Origin of the sequence: Mycobacterium sp. (genome assembly GCF_035697385.1) — a bacterium.
GTDB lineage: Bacteria > Actinomycetota > Actinomycetes > Mycobacteriales > Mycobacteriaceae > Mycobacterium.
The window spans coordinates 1-21867 of record NZ_DASSCY010000160.1 but is presented as its reverse complement, the minus strand read 5'-3'; the positions used below and the strand labels follow the sequence as shown (position 1 = coordinate 21867).

At 64.6% G+C, this 21867-nt stretch carries 23 protein-coding genes and 3 pseudogenes; 12 read left to right on the top strand and 14 right to left on the bottom strand.

All coding sequences use genetic code 11. The features are described from left to right. The 5 genes and pseudogenes from VFH65_RS13485 to infA all read right to left on the bottom strand — a co-directional run. Nucleotides 1-235, bottom strand: a pseudogene (locus VFH65_RS13485) (30S ribosomal protein S4); the annotation flags it as partial. A gap of 14 nt (nucleotides 236-249) precedes the next feature. After that, nucleotides 250-666, bottom strand: coding sequence for a 30S ribosomal protein S11 (gene rpsK / locus VFH65_RS13480; protein ID WP_353322178.1), 417 nt, complete (start codon nucleotides 664-666; stop codon nucleotides 250-252). A 6-nt stretch (nucleotides 667-672) separates the two neighbouring features. Continuing rightward, the gene (rpsM, locus tag VFH65_RS13475; RefSeq protein ID WP_353322176.1) at nucleotides 673-1047 is read right to left on the bottom strand and encodes a 30S ribosomal protein S13; all 375 of its coding nucleotides are present in this window, start codon (nucleotides 1045-1047) and stop codon (nucleotides 673-675) included. Nucleotides 1048-1202: 155 nt separating this feature from the next. After that, nucleotides 1203-1316, bottom strand: a complete 114-nt coding sequence (rpmJ, locus tag VFH65_RS13470) for a 50S ribosomal protein L36 (RefSeq protein ID WP_003879483.1) — start codon at nucleotides 1314-1316, stop codon at nucleotides 1203-1205. A gap of 29 nt (nucleotides 1317-1345) precedes the next feature. Next, on the bottom strand, nucleotides 1346-1567 hold the full coding sequence (gene infA, locus VFH65_RS13465; protein ID WP_003418601.1) for a translation initiation factor IF-1: 222 nt from the start codon (nucleotides 1565-1567) through the stop codon (nucleotides 1346-1348). 270 nt (nucleotides 1568-1837) lie between these two features. Here infA and VFH65_RS13460 point away from each other — a divergent pair, with 270 nt between their 5' ends. The 10 genes from VFH65_RS13460 (at nucleotide 1838) to VFH65_RS13415 (ending at nucleotide 11329) form a co-directional block, all read left to right on the top strand. Continuing rightward, the gene (locus tag VFH65_RS13460) at nucleotides 1838-2335 is read left to right on the top strand and encodes a hypothetical protein (protein WP_353322171.1); all 498 of its coding nucleotides are present in this window, start codon (nucleotides 1838-1840) and stop codon (nucleotides 2333-2335) included. A gap of 21 nt (nucleotides 2336-2356) precedes the next feature. After that, nucleotides 2357-3826, top strand: coding sequence for a flotillin family protein (locus VFH65_RS13455; protein WP_353322169.1), 1470 nt, complete (start codon nucleotides 2357-2359; stop codon nucleotides 3824-3826). Next, nucleotides 3823-4131 carry a hypothetical protein gene (locus VFH65_RS13450; RefSeq protein ID WP_353322167.1) on the top strand — a complete coding sequence of 103 codons (309 nt, stop codon included), beginning with the start codon at nucleotides 3823-3825 and terminating at the stop codon, nucleotides 4129-4131. The genes VFH65_RS13455 and VFH65_RS13450 overlap by 4 nt, the downstream gene beginning before the upstream one ends. 40 nt (nucleotides 4132-4171) lie before the next feature. Then, nucleotides 4172-5836 carry an FAD-dependent oxidoreductase gene (locus VFH65_RS13445; protein WP_353322166.1) on the top strand — a complete coding sequence of 555 codons (1665 nt, stop codon included), beginning with the start codon at nucleotides 4172-4174 and terminating at the stop codon, nucleotides 5834-5836. Between the two features lie 13 nt (nucleotides 5837-5849). Beyond that, nucleotides 5850-7340 (top strand): ATP-binding protein, encoded by a 1491-nt coding sequence (locus VFH65_RS13440; RefSeq protein WP_353322164.1) that lies wholly within the window; start codon nucleotides 5850-5852, stop codon nucleotides 7338-7340. Nucleotides 7341-7379: 39 nt separating this feature from the next. Next, entirely contained in the window at nucleotides 7380-8255 is an 876-nt protein-coding gene (locus tag VFH65_RS13435; protein WP_353322162.1) for an LLM class F420-dependent oxidoreductase, read from the top strand. A gap of 26 nt (nucleotides 8256-8281) precedes the next feature. Then, a complete protein-coding gene (locus tag VFH65_RS13430; protein WP_353322161.1) occupies nucleotides 8282-9124 on the top strand; it encodes an LLM class F420-dependent oxidoreductase in 843 nt (280 codons plus the stop codon). A 28-nt stretch (nucleotides 9125-9152) separates the two neighbouring features. Further along, complete coding sequence (gene rfbB, locus VFH65_RS13425) at nucleotides 9153-10139, top strand: dTDP-glucose 4,6-dehydratase (RefSeq protein WP_353322159.1); 987 nt, start codon at nucleotides 9153-9155, stop codon at nucleotides 10137-10139. Next, entirely contained in the window at nucleotides 10136-10741 is a 606-nt protein-coding gene (gene rfbC, locus VFH65_RS13420; protein WP_353322157.1) for a dTDP-4-dehydrorhamnose 3,5-epimerase, read from the top strand. The genes rfbB and rfbC overlap by 4 nt, the downstream gene beginning before the upstream one ends. Before the next feature lie 279 nt (nucleotides 10742-11020). Further along, entirely contained in the window at nucleotides 11021-11329 is a 309-nt protein-coding gene (locus VFH65_RS13415; protein ID WP_353322156.1) for a hypothetical protein, read from the top strand. Here VFH65_RS13415 and VFH65_RS13410 read toward each other — a convergent pair. Both VFH65_RS13410 and VFH65_RS13405 read right to left on the bottom strand, forming a co-directional pair. After that, on the bottom strand, nucleotides 11295-11570 hold the full coding sequence (locus VFH65_RS13410) for a LysR substrate-binding domain-containing protein (RefSeq protein WP_353322183.1): 276 nt from the start codon (nucleotides 11568-11570) through the stop codon (nucleotides 11295-11297). The genes VFH65_RS13415 and VFH65_RS13410 overlap by 35 nt on opposite strands. Then, complete coding sequence (locus tag VFH65_RS13405; RefSeq protein WP_353322181.1) at nucleotides 11506-11778, bottom strand: LysR substrate-binding domain-containing protein; 273 nt, start codon at nucleotides 11776-11778, stop codon at nucleotides 11506-11508. The genes VFH65_RS13410 and VFH65_RS13405 overlap by 65 nt, the downstream gene beginning before the upstream one ends. Between VFH65_RS13405 and VFH65_RS13400 the strand changes: the two genes are divergently transcribed. After that, complete coding sequence (locus VFH65_RS13400; protein ID WP_353322154.1) at nucleotides 11721-12464, top strand: SMP-30/gluconolactonase/LRE family protein; 744 nt, start codon at nucleotides 11721-11723, stop codon at nucleotides 12462-12464. The two genes, VFH65_RS13405 and VFH65_RS13400, sit on opposite strands and share 58 nt — an antisense overlap. Nucleotides 12465-13153: 689 nt before the next feature. Here the strand turns inward: VFH65_RS13400 and VFH65_RS13395 are convergent. Together VFH65_RS13395 and VFH65_RS13390 are read right to left on the bottom strand one after the other, a co-directional pair. After that, nucleotides 13154-13273, bottom strand: a pseudogene (locus tag VFH65_RS13395) (AAA family ATPase); the annotation flags it as partial. A gap of 94 nt (nucleotides 13274-13367) precedes the next feature. Then, nucleotides 13368-14498 carry a spirocyclase AveC family protein gene (locus tag VFH65_RS13390; RefSeq protein ID WP_353322153.1) on the bottom strand — a complete coding sequence of 377 codons (1131 nt, stop codon included), beginning with the start codon at nucleotides 14496-14498 and terminating at the stop codon, nucleotides 13368-13370. Nucleotides 14499-14640: 142 nt separating this feature from the next. Between VFH65_RS13390 and VFH65_RS13385 the strand changes: the two genes are divergently transcribed. Beyond that, complete coding sequence (locus VFH65_RS13385) at nucleotides 14641-15126, top strand: MarR family winged helix-turn-helix transcriptional regulator (RefSeq protein WP_353322151.1); 486 nt, start codon at nucleotides 14641-14643, stop codon at nucleotides 15124-15126. Between the two features lie 206 nt (nucleotides 15127-15332). Here the strand turns inward: VFH65_RS13385 and VFH65_RS13380 are convergent, their stop codons facing one another. The 5 genes and pseudogenes from VFH65_RS13380 to VFH65_RS13360 all read right to left on the bottom strand — a co-directional run. Then, on the bottom strand, nucleotides 15333-16979 hold the full coding sequence (locus VFH65_RS13380; protein ID WP_353322149.1) for a GMC family oxidoreductase: 1647 nt from the start codon (nucleotides 16977-16979) through the stop codon (nucleotides 15333-15335). Between the two features lie 148 nt (nucleotides 16980-17127). Beyond that, nucleotides 17128-17510, bottom strand: a pseudogene (locus VFH65_RS13375) (amino acid ABC transporter substrate-binding protein); the annotation flags it as partial. A 63-nt stretch (nucleotides 17511-17573) separates the two neighbouring features. Then, complete coding sequence (locus VFH65_RS13370) at nucleotides 17574-19835, bottom strand: molybdopterin-containing oxidoreductase family protein (protein ID WP_353322180.1); 2262 nt, start codon at nucleotides 19833-19835, stop codon at nucleotides 17574-17576. A gap of 84 nt (nucleotides 19836-19919) precedes the next feature. Then, nucleotides 19920-20417, bottom strand: a complete 498-nt coding sequence (locus tag VFH65_RS13365; protein WP_353322148.1) for a hypothetical protein — start codon at nucleotides 20415-20417, stop codon at nucleotides 19920-19922. Between the two features lie 37 nt (nucleotides 20418-20454). Continuing rightward, on the bottom strand, nucleotides 20455-21867 hold a 1413-nt coding region (locus tag VFH65_RS13360), incomplete at its 5' end, for an MlaD family protein (RefSeq protein ID WP_353322146.1).

The window sequence follows — 21867 nt, the reverse complement described above, 5'->3', positions numbered from 1 at the left end:
CGGGACGGCGCACGGCCTCTTCGTAGTACTTGCGGAACTGCTTCTCCATCACGCCGTAGGTGAAGCGAGCCTTCTGCTTCTCCTGCAGCTGCTGGCGGTATTCGCTTTCCTTGACGCGCGCGCGGCCGTGCTGGCCGGGCGGGTAGGGGCGTGTCTCAAATGCCGGATCTCCACCGTCGAGGTCGACGCCGAGACGACGCGACTTGCGGGTGGCAGGTCCGGTGTAACGAGCCATGTCTTAAATCTCCTCTAGACCCGGCGCCGCTTGGGCGGACGGCAGCCGTTGTGCGGCTGCGGGGTGACATCGGAAATGGCGCCAACCTCGAGGCCGGCAGCCTGCAGCGATCGGATCGCGGTCTCGCGGCCCGAACCCGGGCCCTTGACGAACACGTCGACCTTCTTCACGCCGTGCTCCTGCGCCTTGCGGGCGGCATTCTCGGCGGCCAGCTGAGCGGCGAACGGGGTCGACTTGCGCGAACCCTTGAAGCCGACATGGCCCGACGACGCCCAGGCAATGACGTTGCCCTGCGGGTCGGTGATCGACACGATCGTGTTGTTGAACGTGCTCTTGATGTGCGCGGCGCCGTGCGGGACGTTCTTCTTTTCCCTGCGACGGGTCTTGGCGCCCTTCTTGGGAGCAGCGCCGCCCTTCTTTGCTTGTGCCATCCGGGATTACCTGGCCTTCTTCTTGCCGGCGATGGTGCGCTTGGGGCCCTTGCGGGTACGCGCATTGGTCTTGGTCCGCTGGCCGCGCACCGGCAGGCCGCGACGGTGCCGCAGGCCCTGGTAGCAGCCGATCTCGATCTTGCGGCGGATGTCGGCCTGCACCTCACGGCGCAGATCGCCCTCCACCTTGAGGCTGCCCTCGATGTAATCGCGCAGCTGCGTCACCTGATCGTCGGTCAGATCCTTGGTGCGCAGGTTCCGGTCGATACCGGTCGCCTCCAGGATCTCCTGGGAGCGGGTACGGCCGATGCCGTAGATGTAAGTCAGGGCAATCTCCATGCGCTTGTCGCGCGGGAGATCGACGCCCACTAGCCGTGCCATCAGGCAGTGTTCCTTCTTCTATGCGGAGGTCTTGTCCCAGCCCGTTCCCTCATCTGATGGGGTCCGGCCTCCGTGCCGGACGTAGCTGAGCGGCGTATCCGCTCAGTGGTGCTGGGGTTTCGTCATTAAGTTGTGTCGGCCCGGCTTGGTCGCGATCAGCCTTGGCGTTGCTTGTGGCGCGGATCGGAGCAGATCACCATGACCCGCCCATGCCGGCGGATCACCCTGCACTTATCGCAAATGGGCTTGACGCTCGGGTTCACCTTCACGGCTTCTTCGATCCTGTTCTCGTAGTTGCTTACTTGTACCGGTAAACGATGCGGCCCCGGGACAGGTCGTAGGGAGACAGCTCCACCACGACGCGGTCCTCGGGCAGGATGCGGATGTAGTGCTGCCGCATCTTGCCGCTGATGTGGGCAAGGACCTTGTGTCCGTTCTCCAGCTCAATGCGGAACATCGCATTGGGCAGGGGCTCGACCACGCGACCCTCCACCTCGATGGCACCGTCTTTCTTGGCCATTATTTTTCGGAGATCCTCCGTGTCCTGACGAATCGTTGGCGCCTGTCGGCGCAGTAAACACTCCGACCACATAACGTGAGCCAGTAGCTAAGAATTCCAACAATTCCAGGACACAGGGCACGCAAGAGCCGGCGCGGATGCCGCACCGTTGGTCAATACTACCTGCTCGGCGGCGCGCCCCAAAATCGTCGAAAATGCTGCACGGGACACGTGCGCCAGCTACGAAAATAGTCTCCAACACCCACCGTAGCGCCGCCCGGAGGACGCCCGTTGACAGCTTTATACCTGGCGGCGTTTGTCGTCGGCGGCATCGCCGTCGTCTCCGCACTCGTGCTCGCCGACGTCGGACATGGCGACGGCATGCCTTTCCTGAGTCTGACCGGGGTGTCGGCCGCCTTGCTCGGCGCCGGAACCGGCGGCTTGGTCGGCATGTGGGCCGGATTGCGAGGAGTCGGCGCCGGGCTGGTCGCCCTTGGTAGTGCAGTCGTACTCGTCTTTGTCCTCAACGGGCTGCTCGTGCCTTACCTGCGCCGGCAGGAGGCCAACTCGCACCGCGGCCGACTTTCCTACATCGGCCAACTCGGGACTGTGACCCTCGATGTGCCGGTCGGCGGCTGGGGAGAGGTCTCGTTCGTCGACGCCGACGGCAACCGGGTGCGATCACGCGCCAAAAGCAGCGAGCCTGCGCCGCTGCCCAAATCCACCCCGATCTACATCGCCGACGTGGACGCCGAATTCGTCCACGTCGTCGCCGTCCCCGAGCACTGACCACCGTCGAGAAAGGCAACCATGTCCACCCTGCTCATCATCGTGATCGCCGCGATCGCGGCGGTATTGCTGCTCGTCGTACTTCCGATCGTCTACGTGAAGAACTACATCAAGGTGCCGCCCAACGAGGTGGCTGTCTTCACCGGCCGGGGTCAGCCGAAGGTGGTCCGCGGCGGCGCCCGCTTCCGGGTGCCGGGCATCGAGCGGGTCGACATCATGTCGCTCGAACCGTTCAACGTCAGCATCAACCTTCAGAATGCGTTGTCCAACAACGGCGTTCCTGTCAACGTCGAAGCCGTCGGACTGGTTCGCATCGGGTCCGCAGACGAAGCGGTGCAGACCGCGGTGCAACGCTTCCTGACCTCCGACCTCAACGAGCTTCAGCGCCAGATCAACGAGATCCTGGCCGGCAGCCTGCGCGGCATCACCGCGACGATGACCGTTGAGGACCTCAACTCCAACCGGGACACGCTCGCCCGCAGCGTGGTCGAGGAAGCCGGCAGCGACCTCGCCCGCATCGGCATGGAGGTCGACGTCCTCAAAATCGCCGGCATCTCCGACCGCAACGGCTACCTGGAATCGCTGGGTCAGCGGCGCATCGCCGAGGTCAGGCGCGACGCCGCGGTCGGCACGGCAGAGGCCGAACGCGACGCTCAGGTCCAGTCCGCCAAGGCGCGCCAGGAGGGTTCGATCGCCCAGGCCGAAGCCGACACCGCGATCGCCACCGCCAACCAGAAGCGCGACGTCGAGCTGGCCCGCCTTCGCGCCCAGACCGAGGCCGAGAACGCGCAGGCCGACCAGGCCGGCCCGCTGGCCAACGCGCGAGCTCAAAAGGACGTCGGCATCGCCACCGAGCAAGCCGAAGCCGCTCGCGTGCAGGCCCGCATCGAGGTCGAACAGCGGCGCAGCGAGCAGGCCCAGGCCGCACTGCAGGCCGACGTCATCGCTCCCGCCGAGGCGCAACGCCAAGCCGACATCGCACGGGCCGAGGGCCAGCGCCAGGCTGCCATTCTCGCCGCGCAAGCCCAAGCCGAAGCGGCCCGCCAGGCCGGTCAGGCCGAGGCCGACGCCCGCAAGGCCGCCGCGGATGCCCTGCGCGTCGAACGGCAGGCCGAGGCCGAAGGCATCAAGGCCAAACTCGTCGCCGAGGCCGCCGGTAAGAAGGAGATCGCCGCAGCGCTCAACACCTACAGCCCCGAGGCCGCGCGGCTGCAGACCCTGCCCGATGTGCTGGCCTCGGTGGTCAAGGCGACGGAGGCCGCCGCGATGCCGCTGTCGGAGATCGAGCGGCTGTCGATCATCGGCGGATCAAGCGACACCCAGGACGCGATGGGTGGCCTGCTCGGAATCAGCCCGATGGCGGTCGCCAAGATCATCGAAGCCCTCAAGACGTCGGGCATCGACCTGCCCGCCATGCTCAACCCCGCAGGCACGAACGGCCAGCCGCCGATCGAGCCTGCCGCCCCGAATTCCCAACCGGCGACGCCGTGACGGTTGTTTTCCTTGGGATAGTCGTCGTCGGTCTGCTGATGGTGCTGTCAACCCTGGCGCTGTCCCATTTCCTCGGTAAGGCGGACCGAGAGGGCCCACCGTTCCGCTTCTTGGCACAGGGCACGGGCCTCATGGCTGTCGGTGTGGCCGGGTTGATCGCCACCTGGCTCGGGCTCAGCGACTTCGGTCTGGCGATGACGGCCCTCGTCACCGTCGTGTTAGCGCTGGGCGTTCTCTACCGATTCGTGATGCCGTACCTGCGCAAGCGACGGTCGGATTCGTCGGCCGACGATCCGACGCCCTGACCCACATAACTGCTGGACAACGAGCGCATACTTGTAACCGATGAGCGCCCCCGTCTCGCAGGCCCGAAAACCCGTAATACTGACCGTCGACGACGACCCCGCGGTGTCCCGCGCTGTCGCACGCGACCTTCGCCGCCACTACGGCGAGAACTACCGCATCGTCCGCGCCGAGTCCGGACCCGATGCCCTGGAAACACTTGCCGAACTCAAGCTGCGCGGCGACACCGTCGCGGTGTTCGTCGCCGATTACCGGATGCCGCAAATGAGCGGCATCGAGTTCCTCGAAGAGGCGATGGACCTGTACCCGCTCGCGCGGCGGGTGCTGCTGACGGCCTACGCCGACACGCACGCCGCCATCGACGCGATCAACGTGGTGGACCTGGACCACTACTTGCTCAAGCCGTGGGACCCACCGGAGGAGAAGCTGTACCCGGTGATCGACGCGCTGCTGGACGCGTGGCGGTCGGCGGGCGACAGGGTGATCCCGCACACCAAGATCATCGGACATCCGTGGAACGCCCGGTCCTCGGAGGTGCGTGAGTTCCTCGCCCGAAACAGGCTGTACTACACGTGGTTTCGGGCCGACGAGCCGAAGGGCAAGCAGCTCCTCGAGGCGGCCGGCCGCGACGAGATGACGTTGCCGGTGGTGATCACCGAGCAGGGCGAGACGCTCGTCGACCCCACCGACGCCGAGCTGGCCGCCACGCTCGGGCTCACCACCACGCCTGCCGAAGACTTCTACGAACTGGTGGTCATCGGCGGCGGCCCGGCCGGGCTGGCCGCGGCGGTGTACGGCGCATCCGAGGGGCTCAAGACGGTGCTCATCGAACGCACCGCCACCGGCGGGCAGGCCGGGCAGAGTTCGCGCATCGAGAACTACCTCGGCTTCCCCGACGGGCTGTCAGGCTCCCAGCTCGCCGAACGCGCCCGTCGGCAGGCCGAGAAGTTCGAGGCGGAGCTGATCACCGCCGCGGAGGTCACTGCGATCGAGATCGACGGGGCTGCGAGGACGGTGCATCTGTCTGACGGCCGGGCGATCGGGGCGCGGGCGGTGATCCTCGCAATGGGCGTGGAGTATCGCCAACTGCCCGCCGAAGGCTGTGCCGGGCTGACCGGGGCAGGCGTCTATTACGGCGCGACCGCGTCGGTAGCCGCGGAATGTGACGATGACGAGGTGTACGTCATCGGCGGGGCGAATTCAGCCGGGCAGGCCGCGATGTACCTGTCCCGAACGGCCAAATCGGTGACCATCGTCAGCCGCCGCACACTCGAGGACTCGATGTCGTACTACCTGATCCAGCAGATCAGGACCAACGACAAGATCAAGGAGATGCCGAACACCGTCGTGCACGCCGTCAAGGGCAACAGCCGCCTTGAGCGCATCTGCCTGGAGAAGCGGCTGACCGGCGAGCGCGAGGAATACGGCTGCGGTCGCATGTTCATCTTCATCGGCGCCGAACCGCGCACCGACTGGCTCGACGGCGTGGTCGCCCGTGATGACCACGGCTTCATCCTGTCCGGGCCAGACCTGCGTGACGTGTGCGGCTGGACGCTGGATCGTCCGCCGCACCATTTGGAAACAAGTGTGCCGGGTGTGTTTGTTGCAGGAGACGTGCGTGCCGAATCCGCCAAACGAGTGGCAGCCGCCGTCGGCGAAGGGTCGATGGCAGTGATGTTGGTACACCGCTACCTCGCGGAGTCGTAGAGAGAAGCTAGTGATGGGTGAACCACAAGATAGATGCCTGCCTGACGAGCTGCGGACGTTGTTCCTGTTCGAGGCGCTGACCGACGAGCAGCTAGCGGTGCTGTGCGAGAACGGGCACATCCAGACCTTTGAGCCTGGCCCGGTTGTCGTCGAGGGTGAGCCGGCCACCTGCTTCTACGTCCTCATCGACGGCGAGCTGGTGATGTCCCAACGGTCGGGAGGCGTGGACATCGAAACCGGCCGCACCTCCCAGCAGGGCGTGTACTGCGGCGCATGGTCGGCCTACATTCCCGGCGCAGAAAGCGTCTACTCGGCTTCGGTGCGAGTGACCAAGCCGTCACGGTTCTTCGTGCTGGACGCGGTCGCGTTCGCCCGCTTCATGCAGGCTGAGTTCCCGATGGCCGTGCACCTGCTCGAGGGACATACCGTCGGCAGCCAGCGCGCACGCCAGATCATCGGCCAGCGCGAGAAGCTGCTTGCCCTCGGACAGCTCTCGGCGGGGCTCACCCACCAGCTGAACAACCCGGCTGCCGCCACCGCCCGCGCCGTCTCCGACCTGCGTGACCGGGTCGGCAAGATGCGGCTCAAGCTCTCGATGCTGGCCGACGGCAAGTTCACGCCGGAAGCGCTGCGCGTGCTCGTACGGATCCAGGACGAGGTCGCCGAGCAGGTCGCCAAGTCCAAGGCCCAGGAGCTCACGGCGCTGGAGACCTCCGACCGCGAGGACAGCATCGGCGAATGGCTCGAAGACCACGGCATCACCGGCGCGTGGGACTACGCACCGACGTTCGTCGACGCCGGCCTGGACACCGACTGGCTCGAACGGGTGTCGGCATCGGTTGACGAGGTCGACGCGTCGGCGTCGCTGCAAGGCGCCATCGGCTGGTTGAAGTACACGATCGACACCGAATTGCTGATGAATCAGATCGCCGAGGCGAGCAAGCGGATCTCGGCGCTGCTGGCCGGAGCCAAGCAGTACTCGCAGATGGACCGTGCGCCGTATCAGAGCGCCGATGTCCATGAATTGCTGCACAGCACGGTGATGATGTTCGGCGACAAGCTCGGCAAAGACCGTTCGGTGAAACTGGTCAAGGACCTGGACAAGTCGCTGCCCGAATTACTGTGCTACCCAGGCGATCTCAACCAGGTCTGGACCAACATCATCGACAACGCGATCCAGGCGATGGACGGCCATGGCACGCTGACGTTGCGCACGATGCGCGAGAACGAAGAGATGATTCGCGTCGAGATCTGCGACGACGGACCAGGCATCCCCGACGAGATCATCGGCAACATCTTCAATCCGTTCTTCACCACCAAGCCATTCGGCGAGGGCACCGGCCTTGGTCTGGATCTGGCCCGGCGCATCGTCGTGGAAAAGCACCACGGGGATCTGCGGGTGCAATCCGAACCCGGGCACACAAAGTTCGCCGTCTTGCTGCCGCTTGTGGCGCCTGCACCTGAGGCGCCGACGCCGACGGAACTCCCCGCTGCGGCGGAGTAGGCAGGAATACCGCGCGCCGCGCGCAGGGTTGAGGCAACCATGACGAAACCCAATCTCGGCACCTTCGGCGCCTTCGGTCATTACTCGCAGTTTCAGCAACTGAGTCCGGACCAACTGCGGGCGATCGAAGACCTCGGTTACGGGGCGATCTGGGCGGGCGGATCGCCGCCTGCCGAACTGGATTGGGTGGATCCCATCCTCGGCGCGACGGACGCGCTGCAGCTGGCGACCGGCATCGTCAACATCTGGACTGCCGAAGCCGCCCCCGTCGCCGAGTCTTTTCACCGCATCGACAAGGCCTACCCGGGTCGCTTCCTGCTCGGTATCGGCGTCGGCCATCCTGAGGCGCACACCGAGTACAAGAAGCCCTACGACGCGCTCACCGACTACCTCGACAAGCTCGACGAGTACGGCGTGCCGCAGGACCGCCGGGTGATCGCGGCGCTCGGTCCACAGGTGCTCAAGCTCTCCGCGCGACGCAGCGCCGGCGCGCACCCTTACCTGACGACACCGGAGCACACCGCACAAGCGCGCGAGCTGATCGGTCCCGATGCGTTCATCGCGCCCGAGCACAAGGTGGTGCTGACCACCGATGAGCGCTCGCGCGAAGAGCATGTCACCGACGCCGAACAGGCGCGCGCCGTTGGGCGCAAGGCGCTCGACGTTTATCTCGGGCTGACGAATTACCTGAGCAACTTCAGGCGGCTGGGGTTCACTGACGAAGATCTTGCCAAGCCGGGCAGCGACCGCTTTATCGACGCCGTGGTCGCGTACGGCACGGCAGATGCGATCGCGGCGCGGCTGAAGCAGCACGTCGCTGCCGGAGCGGACCACGTGCCGGTGCAGGTGCTGACGTCACCTGACAAGCTTGTGCCTGCGCTTGCCGAACTGGCCGGGCCTCTCGGCCTCCACTGAACCTTTCGAGCAAGAAGGAGACACGCATGACTGAGCTCAAGCCCGACCTCGGCCGCTTCGGCGTCTGGACGTTCGGCACACCGAAGCCCGAGCAGGCCGTCGAGATCGAGAAGCTCGGCTACGGCGCCCTGTGGATCGGCGGATCACCTGCCGGCGACCTGAACTACGTCGAGCCGATCCTGGAGCGCACGGAAACGCTTCAGGTGGCCACCGGGATCGTCAACGTCTGGACGGCGCCCGCCGAACAGGTCGCCGAGGCCTACCACCGGATCGAGGACGCGTACCCGGGCCGCTTCCTGCTCGGCGTCGGCATCGGCCATCCCGAGCACACCGAGGAGTACCGCAAGCCCTACGACGTCCTTGTCGAGTACCTCGATGTGCTCGACGCAGCGAAGGTGCCGACCAGCCGGCGGGTGATCGCGGCTCTGGGACCGAAGGTGCTGAAGCTGTCGGCGCAGCGCAGTGCGGGCGCCCATCCCTACCTGACGACGCCGGAGCACACCGGTCAAGCCCGAAACACCATCGGCAACACCGTGTTTCTGGCGCCTGAGCACAAGGTGGTGTTGAGCACAGACGTGGATGAGGCACGCGCGATCGGCCGCAAGACGGTCGACTTCTACCTCAACCTCAGCAACTACTTGAACAACTGGAAGCGGCTCGGTTTCACCGACGACGACATCGCCAAGCCGGGCAGCGACAAGCTGATCGACGCGGTCGTTGCGCACGGCACGGCCGACGACATTGCCAAGCGGCTCACGGAACACCTCGATGCCGGCGCCGATCACGTGACGATCCAGGTGCTTGGCGGCTGGGACAAGCTGCTGCCGACGCTCACCGAACTCGCCGGACCACTCGGTCTGAAGGCTTGACCGTTCGGCTCGACTAGGGTCGTTCACCATGCGGTTGTTGGTCACCGGCGGCGCGGGTTTCATCGGCGCCAACTTCGTGCACGCGGCAGTGGCCGAGCACTCGGTGACGGTGCTCGATGCGCTGACCTATGCGGGCAGCCGTGAATCGCTGGCCCCTGTCGAGGGCGACATCCGCCTGGTGCAGGGAGACATCACCGACGCCGAGTTGGTGTCAACGCTCGTCGCCGAGGCCGACGCGGTCGTGCATTTCGCCGCGGAGACCCACGTCGACAACGCTCTTGCCGATCCCGAGCCGTTCCTGCGCGCGAACGTCGTCGGAACGTTCACGGTGTTGGAGGCGGTGCGCAGGCACGGCGTCCGGCTGCATCACGTGTCGACAGACGAGGTGTACGGCGATCTCGAGTTGGACTCTGCTCAGCGGTTCACCGAGTCGACGCCGTACAACCCGTCGAGCCCGTACTCGTCGACCAAGGCCGCCTCTGACATGCTGGTGCGGGCGTGGGTTCGCTCCTATGGCGTGCGGGCGACGATTTCGAACTGTTCCAACAACTACGGGCCCTATCAGCATGTGGAGAAGTTCATTCCGCGCCAGATCACCAATTTGCTTACCGGCCGGCGGCCCAAGCTGTACGGCAGCGGCGCCAATGTGCGCGACTGGATCCATGTCGAGGACCACAACAGCGCGGTGTGGCGGATCCTGGCTGATGGCCAGATCGGGCGCACGTATCTTATTGGCGCAGAAGGCGAACGGGATAACCTGTCGGTGATGCGGACGATCCTGCGGCTGATGGGGCGCGAGCCCGACGAGTTCGAGCACGTCACTGACCGCGTCGGCCACGATCTGCGGTATGCGATCGACCCGTCGGCGCTGTACGACGAGTTGGGCTGGGGGCCGAAGCATACCGACTTCGAGGAAGGCCTGAGCGAGACGATCGAGTGGTATCGCGCCAACGAATCATGGTGGGGCCCTTTGAAAGAAGCAGTGGAAGCCACCTACGAGGAGCGTGGCCAGTGAAGGTGCGTGAGCTTGCGGTGCCCGGCGCGTGGGAGATAACCCCGCAGCTGCATGCCGATTCACGGGGGGCGTTCTACGAGTGGTTCACCGATTCTTCGTTCCGTTCATTTGCCGGGCATCGGCTCGATTTGCAGCAGGCCAACTGCTCGGTGTCGTCCGCGGGTGTGTTGCGTGGCCTGCATTTCGCGCAGCTGCCGCCGAGCCAGGCCAAGTACGTGACATGCCTGCACGGCTCGGTGTTCGACGTGGTGGTCGACATCCGGGTCGGCTCACCGACATTCGGGAAGTGGGATGCGGTGGTGCTTGACGACCGTGACCGCCGATCGATCTACATCTCCGAAGGACTGGGTCACGCTTTCCTTGCGCTACAAGATGATTCGACGGTCATGTACCTGTGTTCGGCGGGCTATGCCCCCGGCCGTGAACACACGATCAATGCGCTGGACCCGGCGATCGGCATCGTCTGGCCGGAGGTCGACGAGCCGGTGCTGTCCGATCGCGACCGCGAGGCGCCCTCCCTTGCGGAAGTGCAGGCTGCCGGCCTGCTGCCGACGTGGGACGACACCAGGGCGTTCATCGACGAGTTGCGACGAAGCCACTGACCCGAGCCTTGTCGTGCACGACAAGGCTCCACGATCACCGCATCGGTACGATCCGACATGGTTCTCGCCCAGTGACACTCGATCAGTGAAGCGATATTCGGATGGCTCAGCTTGCGCAGCGCTGCTGTCTCGCGTTCGAAGTAGATCCGGTAGATGTCGCCGGCCTGCCGGAAAGTGTTGTGGTGGAGCCATATTCCGGCAACTCGAATTAGCTCGAGGCCAGGAGCCTAGGCACTAGCTGCTAGAGCGCCGGGCTGCAAAACCGCGTCAGCTCGCCGCATGTCGTCGGCGCGGGAGTCACCGCCGGCGCTCAACAACCGAGGCATCAAACCCGAGTACCTGCTGCTCATCATTCCCTTCGCGCTGGGCGCCTTCGTTACCTCGACAGCTCTGTCGCATTCTTTGGCCATGGCGCATCTTCCGCTGGCCGCCTGCCAAGACATCGCCACCTTGCTGCAACCACAGATGAACGACGCTCACCCGCCGTGGACTGTTCTCGCGGTCTGGTCAGTCGGCATGGGCATGCCGATAATCAGCGGTTATGAGCCGACGGTCAGCGGCCGAACGCCTCACGCAAACACGGGATGAAAACGCGCAGCGCGGGACTGAGGGACGGTGACCACACCACTGCTAACAATGCCGGTAGCGGTGTCCCGGTCAGTGGCACGGCGGACAGGCGGTCCCGGTAGGCAGCCGTCATTGACGCACTCAGCACTCCGATGCCGAGCCCGCGCTCGGCGAGGTCTGCCACGGTATCTGCGGCGCTAGCCTCGATCGTGATGTCGGGGGGTGAATCCCGCCGCTGCGCAGCCGATGTCCAAGGCGGCACGGATTCCGGTGCCAACAGGCATCGACACGATCGGCTCGCCGTCCAGCTGATCCACCGCGATCCGTCGCCGATTGACCAGCCGATGCCCCAACGGCACCAGGGCAGCCAGGTTCTCGCTGATAATCGTCATTGCCTCGAGCTGCCGCGGAAATGACGGCCACCGACCCGCCGACCGAGGTCGTCGCCGACGCCCTGCACATGCCGGAATGCCCGCGATGGCACGACGGACACCTTTGGTTCTCCGACATACGCGGTCGCACCGTGTACCGCGTCGATGACGGTCACGCCACGGAGGTGCATCGGTTCTCAGCCGGTCAGGAGCCAGCCGGCCTGGGATGGTTGCCCAACGGGGATCTACTGGTTGCCGACATGATTGGGCGCGTCATCCACCGCATACCGGATGGACGCAGCGCCATTCATGCCGACCTCACCACGCTCGCTCCGTATCAGATCAACGACATGGTGGTGACGTCAGACGGCACCGCGTTCGTGACCCAGCTGGGATTCGATCTCGACGCCGCACAGCCTGTTCCGCGGCCGACGACGGTTATCCGGGTGGACCCCGACGGAACGGCCGGCATCGCGGCTGACAATCTGATGGTGCCGAACGGTATCGCCGTCGACAGCGCCGAAACACTGCTCGTCGTCGCTGAATCTGGCGCCTCGCAACTCTCCCGGTTCTCCATGCGCGACGGGCTGCTCTCCGAGCGCTTTCCCGAGATACTGCCAGCCACAGAACAATTCCCGTTCTGCGCACCCGATGGAATCTGTCTCGACGAACAGGGCGGCCGCTGGGTCGCCGACTCGATCAATCAGCGGGTGTTCCGCGTGTTGCCAACAGCCGCAATGCCACATCGAGAACATGGTTGCGTGTCGAGGCCCCCCGTGGACTGAGGCGACGTCCACGCCTGGGCCGGCCCTGTGCTGCGGTCACGGGAGCATCGTATGCGCGGCGACCGCAATCTTGCGGCCAGCCCTCATGGGCGGACGGAAACGCCGGCTGGTCCGGGTGATCAGCGCGGTACGTCCGGTGCGGAGTCACGCATCGGCGGCAGTGTTCAAGAGATTGTCGACTGTCGGCAATCTCTTGAACACAGCCACCGCTGGTCGCGCTCATCGCGGCGGCCATACGCCGATGTGTTCGCTCGGCTCTGCGATTTCGCCCAGAGTGGACGTTCTGTCAATGTGTGTGACGACCTGGTGAGCCTTGCCGACGCGATGAGATTAGCAGCGCCACAGTGCAATTACGTCCTACGGCGTACCGATTCAAGCGTGGTCATCGCATCAGGGTACAAGTCTCGAATGGCGAGCACGGTGTCGGACGCCTCAAGTCAAAGCTACTGCTGGAGGAAATCGACCCGACGTGTAGGTTCCCACGAGCGACTGCATCTAGCGAAGGACTCGACCTCGCCTTTCATAATCTGTCTCACAACGGCTGCACCAGAGTTTGTCTCACGTTGTGCTGCATTTCCTAACGAGCGTCTTTAGGACCCTGAACGACGAGGCCGCTGTGGAGCAATTGCTCCCGCATTGGACGTCCAGTTTCGTCACTGCGACAACACGATTTAGCCTGCGTAGGACTCCTGGCGGAGCGAATCGGCGGGCGAGGGATGTAGCACCACGGTGGTGTCCTGCCGGGCCTCGGCCACCTCGTCCAGGTAGCAGATCGCGCCGTCGCGAACCGCGCGCGTCAGTGGGCCGTCGAAGATCACTTCAGCGGGGCGACCGGCGCAGCAGATGCGAGCATTCCTTGCAGGTGCGACGGGCCGTCGTGGTCTGGCCCGGCGCCCGCCGAGGTCACCGGGGATTGCAGCGGTCGGACTCCACGACAATGTGGGTCGGACGGCCGTCGGGTTGCCCGATCTGCCACGAACTGGCCTCACCGGCGGTGAAAGGTCCGGGGGCTCCCTGGGCTTCGTAATAGCCGCGCGGATCCCAGGTCTTCGCCTGCGGGTACGGCCACGGGCAGGCCACTGTGGACGCCGCGCCGGTCGCACGTACCAGCCAGAAGGCCGAGCTGAAACTGATCATCGCGATATTCAGGATGAGCGTCATCACCAGAAAGGTGGCCAACTTCGGGCGCCGAGCATGTAGGCGCAGTCGCTGAGCGACCTTGTCTGCCTGGGATTTTCCGGTGTCGTCGCGATAGAGCAGAACCGACGCCGGGATCATGATAATTGTGATGAGCACGCTGGCCATCAACAGCGGGAACTGACTGTTCTTGCCCACATCTATCGAGCCGAACTCGATGACATGGCTGTAGGTGAGGAACTGTGCACGAGTCAGCAGAATCTCTTGCGCGGCATCCCAGATGACGCCGATGACAAACGTCAGCAAACCTATCGAGATCAGCGGGTGGCGCCACACGAAACCCTTCGGGTCGCTGCGGCGCTGAAGGGCCCGCAAGATCGGCATCGCCAGGAAGTAGGGAAGCAAAACATAGGGCGCGTAGACGAACGAGGTCAGCGGCTCGATGACCGGAGAGATGTTGAACCACGGCCAATCCCGGGGAAAGTGCCAAAGATTCGGGTTGTAAACCAACCCGATCGCCCAATTGTTGATCGGGTCCCACCACAACAGTGTGCTGGAGGCCAGGACCATAAGTACGACCGGATGCCCGGGACGCCGCCTCCACGCCAGGACCGACGCGACAATGATTCCGGCGGCCAGCAGAGCACCGATTATTTGTCCCCAGAAAATCCAGTCGAAGGGGTACAACAGCCACTCCACCGGAGAGGGCTTGCCCACGCCATCTGGATTCCTGTTTTCGGGCGACGCCGGTCCGTGCTTTTCTGCGGTCACTAGAACGAAGACCGCCAGCGCAGCGACAATCACCCAACAGACGAGGGCCTTCCACGGCAGAGTCGTGCGTGAGTGCACGCTGCGGTCGGTGACCGCAGGTTCGTGGACACGAGTCGATGGCTTCATGGCACTCCGCACTGTTCCGCGCGACCTTTGGTGACGCGTGAGGCGACCCTCACCCCCGTTGAATAGTACCGCACATCATTCAGATAATGAACTATTCGTCTGGGGCCGATGGCAAAGGCGAGGCGGGGTATGGTGTGGCGTCGTGACCGACGCTATTGGGGCTGTCGACGACGGCGACATCGTCGACTTCCTCGGTGCCGTCATGGACGTCCAACGCATGCTTTCGGCCCTCACCATGCCTGTGGCCGACGAGTATTCGATCTCTGAACGCGCCCTGGGCATCATCTTTTTGGTCCATGCCGGGCTCGACCGTCCCAGCTCGCTGAGCGAATTTCTCAACGTATTGCCGAGTACGATCACATCGGACATCGACAAGCTCGTCGCCGCGGATCTGCTGCGACGGACATCGTCGACTGCCGACCGGCGGGTCACCCGAATCGAGGTGACGCCGCGAGGTGCTGGCGTGCAACAAGAGTCATTGCGCCGACTACATGAGTTCTTCCACGCCAAGGTGGCCGGCGTGGATCTCAAAGAGCTTTATGCCTGTATCGCCACGCTCCGCAAGCTCAGCGGCATTCCGCAGTCGCCGGTTCCTAATCCGCTGCGCAAGGCCGGCGACGCTCGCTGATCGCGTCCCCAGGCAGCGCCCTATACGCAGACGGATCTCGCGCTGACTCCTCAGATCCTTTGCGTACGGATGAGTTGCGGTGTGTCGCTGCGAGAGGCCGCCGAAGCCGCATCATCGCCCCACTCACCGACGACTGGGCCGTGGGCGCAAGCCTTCGACAGCTGCTCGACGTCTATCTGGCAGACCAGCAGCACAACTGACGGGCATCAAGCACCGATGATCAGTTCGGCGGCCCGCTCGCCGATCATCATCGACGCGGCATTCGTATTGCCGCCGACAATGCTCGGCATGATCGATGCATCGGCCACGCGCAGTCCCGCCACGCCCCGAACCCGCAGCGCTGGATCGACGACCGCGCGTTCGTCGATTCCCATCCGGCACGTTCCGACCGGGTGATAAACCCCCGACGCGTTTCGCCGTACGAATTCCGCGAGATCGGCGTCGTTCTGATCAGAACCCGGCAGCACCTCGCGACCGACCTTCCGCGCGACCGCCGGGTGTGCCAACGTCTCCCTGACGAGCTCCATACCGGCCACCAGGGTCGCCAGATCCCGGGGTTCGGCCAGATAATTGGGATCGATCAGGGGAGCGGTAAACGGATCTGTCGAGGCCAGGCGCACGGTTCCCCGGCTCTCGGGATCGATCATCGTCGGCATGAGCGTCAACGACAGTGACGAATCAGGGGGCAGGTGAAGGCCAGGCTCGTCCTGATTCTCGGGATAGCCCATCGGAAGAATAAACATCTGCAAATCCGGAACGTCGGTGCCCGTCCGCACTCCGCTATCGACAAATCCCACGGCCTCGAACAGAGTGTGCGCCATATACGTCGAGCGTGGACGCACGCATTCACGGACCGCTGCCCCAGCGAAACTCAGCGGTGACGCACTCCTTCCGCCGAGTGCCTGGTAGGACATCGGCACAAACAAATGATCATGCAGATTGTCGCCGACCGGCAGGTCGGCGATCACCTCGATCCCATGCTCACGCAAATGGGCAGCATGGCCGATGCCGGAAAGCATCAGAAGTCGCGGCGTACCAAGCGATCCGGCGCTGATGATCACCTCGCGGCTCGCGCGCGCAGGACTTATCGGTCGCCGGTCGCGGCCCGCAACCAGCTCCACACCCGCAGCGCGGCCGTCCTCCACCAGCACCCGGGTCGCGGTGGCACCGGTGAGCACCCGCAGATTCGGCGGTGCGTCCGACAGGTACCCACGATCGGTGCCCACTCTCCGACCGGCGCCGGTGCTCTGCTGTATCGGCGCCACCCCGGCCTGCTGTGCACCGTTGTAGTCATCATTCATCCCGACTCCGGCGGTTGCTGCTAGCGCAACCATGTAGCTTTCGGTGACACTCGCCAGGCCCGTGGCCCGTTCCACTGCAATCGGCCCATCTCCCCCGCGCAGATCGCTGGGCCCGTCCTCAAAACTCTCCAGGCGGCGGAAGGACGGCAGCACCTCGGAGAACCCCCAACCCTTCGCCCCATCGGCCGCCCAGTCGTCGTAGTTCTGCCGATTTCCGCGTACAAACGCCATCCCGTTGATCACACTGCCGCCGCCGAGTACCCGGCCGTGAGACTGGGGAAGCTTGCGCCCCTTCATATGTCGTTGCGGGACGCTATACGCGGGCCAGGTGACCAACCGCTGCAGGGCCGCGACCGCGTGAATGGCCCCACACATACCGGGGACCGTGACCAGTGGGCCACGCCGCCTGCGTCCCGACTCGATCAGGGTGACCGCGGCGCCGGTGTCGGCCAGCCGCCGCGCAACGATCGCCCCTGCACTACCCGACCCCACGACGACGTAATCCGCCGTCTCTGGCCCGGCGGGAGCCTTGGTCACCCGTACTCGCTTCATCCCAAGACCTCCGTTGACGCCCCAAAATTCCCTTCATAATCTGAAGTATCGCCAAACGTTAACACAGTCGATCCACGTCAGGGCTGAAGCAGGGCGCACTATGTCTCGTGCCACGGGTGGGGTGCGCGTTCGCTGGAAGATCCATAGGCGGGAAGGCGAAGAACCATTCGCCAAGCGATTCATCTGAACCTGTGACGCTGAGTGCGGGTACCTTGAACCGCTGTTCTATCGCCTCGCGGGCGGCGACCGTGTTTTCAGTGATGTGTGGGCCGAAGATGGCCAGACAACCTTCGTCGCAGAGATCACCTTAGGCGTCGATCACGGCTTTGACCGACCCTTTGGGGAGGCCCTCAACCTCGCGGTAGATCACTTCGATGGGACGGTCGATCAGACCCTCAGCTAGTCCCTTTTGAAGACCAGGTCGAACGGTTGGGTCAGGTCGTCGCGGAGCTCTTTCGCGTAGTCCTCGGGCAACAGGAAATCCATCAGGTAACCGATTTCGATTGGCTCAGCGGTGCTTTCGTAGGGCAAACGGGGACTCCGGTGGAGTAACCCCGCGACCGACCTGGTGCGAGGTGTGAATCTGTCCGACGACTAGGACGGAGCTGTTATCGGGTCGACACGGATCGGGATGCCACTGAGCACGGTCATGCCTGCCAGGCTTTCGAGTTGATCGTTGTCGCCTGACGCGAGAAGGTTTGACCACGGGCCGCCGGCCCGGTTGGCTCGCTGCCATCCCCCGGAATGTCCCCATGCATAGGGCACGGCGATGTTGCCGGGGGTCATGTCGTTGGTGAACGACACCTCGACATCGATCGATCCTGCGCGCGAGCTGAGCAGAGCGTGACCCCCGTCGACCAGTCCGGCGGTCGTCGCGTCAGTGGGATGGATCAACGCGACGTGGTGGCGTGAATCAGGCATCAGTCGTTCGACGTTGTGCATCCAGCTGTTGTGCGACCGCACCTCGCGCATGCCGATCATGCGCATTGGGTAGGCAGGATCGTATTGCCACGCTTCAAGCCGTGCGATCTCGCTACACAACTCGGGAAGGTCGAGCTGGATCCGCTTGTCTTTGGTGCGCAGGTTGGTGCGCGGCGGGGGGACGGGCAAGTCGTTGCGCACCAGTCGCCCGCTGGGTTCTCGGGTGACGAGCTTGTGGAACGAGATGCCGTTTCGGCGCAGACCGAACCAGTCCCCGCAGTAGCTTGTTCGGATCAGGATGTCGATGAGGTGCCGCGGTTGTACGCGGATTCCCGCGCGAGCAAGCCAGCGCAGCGGTGCGAACGGGTAAGCTCCGCCGCGGCCTTGGCGGCGCACGATCTCGTCGAGAATCAGCCACTCCGGTCGGGTGTCTCCGCGGGGTTCGATGACGGCGTCGGTTGCCCAGAAGGCTGGCCGAAGCATCAGACCCAGCCCCGTCATCGGGATGTCTTCGCGCTCGAAGAAGCCGGCGACGGGCAGGATGTAGTCGGCGTGTTTGTTCGTTTCGTTGACGTAGAGATCCAACGAGACATGGAGGTCAAGTTTTTCCAGGGCGGCCTCCATGTCGGGGCCGCCGCCGCCGCTGGTCTGCACCGGGTTGCAGCCCACGCCGACGAGCGCGCGCACCTGCCCGGGGCCGGGTTCGGTGATGTCGGTGACCAGCGATGTCGAGGGCAGGACGCCGATGACGTCCGGCTGGCCGGTGGTGCGGCTGCGGACTTTACCGTAGGTGCCCATGCCGCCGGCCTCGGCGAACTTATGGATGTTGATGATGCCCCACGGTGCCAGCAATCCCCCTGCGCGCCCGTAGTTTCCGGTGAGGACGACCAGCAGATCCAACAGCAGGTTGTTGAGGGTGCCGAACTGTTGTGTGCAGGCGCCGTGGCGCCCGTACACAAGCCCAGATGGCGCCGCGGCAAGGCCGCGGGCAAGGTCACGGATCGTCGCGGCGTCGACCCCGCACTCTGATGCGCAACGTTCGGGGGTAAACCCGCGCACCTCCTGTGCCAGACCTGGATAGCCGGTGGTGAGCTCGGCGATGGCCGAATGGTCGACGAGATCCTCGGCGACAAGCACGTTCAGCATCGCCAACAGCAGCCAGGTGTCGGTGCCCGCGCGGACGGGCACGTGTTCGTAGCGGCGCGCGGTTTGGGTGCGGCGGGGGTCGACGACCACCACCCGGCCGCCACGCTCAACGATCTGGTCGAGGGCCTCCCTGAACAGCGGCTCGCTGACCAGTGACCCTCGTGAGACGAAGGGGTTCGCGCCCACAATCAACGCGAAATGCGTCCGCCACAGATCCGGCAAATGCTGCTTGAGCGTGGACCCGTACAGAAGATGGTTGGCCACGGTGCGTGATGCCGCATCTTCGGAGTTGATGCTGTAGCGCCACTTGACGCCGAGCGCTACTTGAAAGCCGGTGAGCATCAGCATGGTTGCGTAGCTGAATGTCGGTGGATTTCCCAAGAAGGTGGCCAGTGATTCGGGGCCGTGGTCATCACGGATCTGGCGTAGGCGGGTGGCGATGTCGCGCATCGCCTCGTCCCAGCTGACGGCGATGAATTGTCCTGCTGGACCGACACGCTTGAGGGGCTGGAGAACGCGGTCCTGGTCGTATGTGACCTCGATCATGGCCTGGGATTTGGCGCACATGAAACCGTGCGAGTGCACGTGCTCGTCGTCGCGGCGCACCTTGACCAGCACGCCGTCTTCGACGCTGGCGATGAGCCCGCACATGGGTTCACAGATCCTGCAGAAGGTGTGCTGTTCACGCGTGGGCAATGTCGGCCTCCTGAGGATGGGTACTGGGTGCGGATCGCTTGAGCGCCAGCCGATCCGGATGCGCGGGTGATCTGTCGGACCGGCGCGAGACATGTCGTCTGGAGCTGGCGATGGCATCGCCGGTATCGGTGATCGCCGAGGTGGCAGTCCGCGCGAGACAACAGTTGTGCATGGTCCTCAACCGGTCTTGGTGAGGGTGAAGGGCATTTCGATGGTCAGCCAGAGGTTCTTGCCGCATCCACCGCTGGGGCCGATGGTGCGGTCATAGCCGTCAAAGCTTTCGGGGTCGTCGGCCACTCGCCAGAACCGGAAGGACTGGTCGCCGGGTGTGATGCTGCCATCCGGGCAGGGCTGCCAGTTCTCGACCCGATGCACGGTGTACCAGTGACCTGATTGGCAGCGAAGATCCGATGTCCAGCCCTGGTTGCTGGTGACTTTGCCGGCGCAGTGCATGACGTCGTCGCACGCCGACGACACGGTCCACACGGCCACGACCGTGGCTTCGTCGTGGTACACCTCGCGGGTTTTCGCCCATTGGCCGTCGGAGGTGGCGGTGTAGGTGCCGTTGATCGGCCGGTCGCATGACATGGCGGAACTGACCGCCGCCGTGGCGATGCTCAGCGCCGCCGCGGTGGCCACAGCTGTCAGCCCGGCCGCAGTACGCGCTAGAAACATCGCACTCTCCTTAGCTAGTGATGTGTGGTAGTCATCGTCATCCCGCGGGCAGGATGAGTTTTTTCCATGTCTGCGCTCGGCCCCCGGTGACGAGGTCGCGCTGCTCGTAGACCTGGCCGTCGGGGGCCATGTACTTGCCGCTGCCCGGGTCATAGCGGGCGAACGCCACGGCAGGATTTCCGTCAAACCCGCTGGGGCTAAGGGTGCTTGATGCTTGCGGCTGACCGGCAGGGGTGTCCGGCGGTGGTGGCGACACCGGCGGCGGCGCGGGCGCCGGTGGCGATGCTCCGTCGGGAGGTGGCAACAGGTCAGGTTGAGCGGCACCCGGTGGCGGCGCGGGCTCGGGACTGGGACCTGGCGGTGGTGGTGTGCCTTCGGTCGGCCCGTAAAGGTGCTCGTTTTGGTCCACCCGCCAGTCGGGCGGTACGCCTTGGGCGATCAGGTTGGGGTCGAAAGGATATGGGCCCAGCGCGTGCTGCCGTACAGCGATCGGCTCGTACGGCCTGTCGCTGTCGCAGAGTTCGACGGTCGGTGCCCGTTTTCCGGGGTGATCCATACACGGATAGTTGCGGGCACCGCGAACGGCGATGGGAGCGTCTTGGGGCAGTTTGCAATACATGCCGTCGGGGGTGTCGACCGTGGACGTCTCGGCCGGTGACCGCCACTGGTTGGGCGGCAGGAACCCGGCGGTGCACGGCGGCGGATCATTCTGGGTGAGCCGGAAATCGCCGATGCCCATGCCGACGTAGTTGTTGTGCGGCCCCGCACCGATGAACATGGCGGTCAGCGGTGGCAGCATGACCAGCACCTGCTCCAGTGCGGCGTGGTAGGTCACACCGACCTGACCGACCGAGGTGAGGTTGGCCAGTAGCACCGGCAGTGTGGGCTTGATCTGATCGAAGAGTCGAGTGACTTCGTGGGCGGCGCCGGGACCTTGCTGCAGCAGCGTGCGGATCTGAGGGTCATTTGTGGTCAGTTGCGTGCTGACCCCGGCAAGGCTCCGAGCCCATAACCGGATCGCATCAGATGTCTGGACTTGTGAATCCAGCAGCGGCCCAGTGTCTTCGACGAGTTGGCGGGTCTGTTCGGCCGCGGGGTTGAGATCACCGGCGACGCGGGCGGAGGAATCGATCAGTGAACCCAGGTCATAGCCGGCGCCGCCCAGCCCCTGGGAGGACTCCTCAAGCAGGTGCGCCAGCGAATCTTTGGGAATGCTGCCGAGCAGGGCGCTGAGCTGATCGAACATAGGTCCGACCCGTTGCGGAATCGTGGTGTCATGCACGGAGATCACCGATCCGTTGCGCAGATAGGGCGCTGCGTCGGTACGCGGCCGTAACTCGACATACTGCTCCCCGATCGCCGAGACACTGCGCACCTGTGCCTGCAGGTCGGCCGGTATCTTCGGTGAACTCCCTAGCGACAGCGTTGCTTTCGCGCCCTGCGCGGTGGG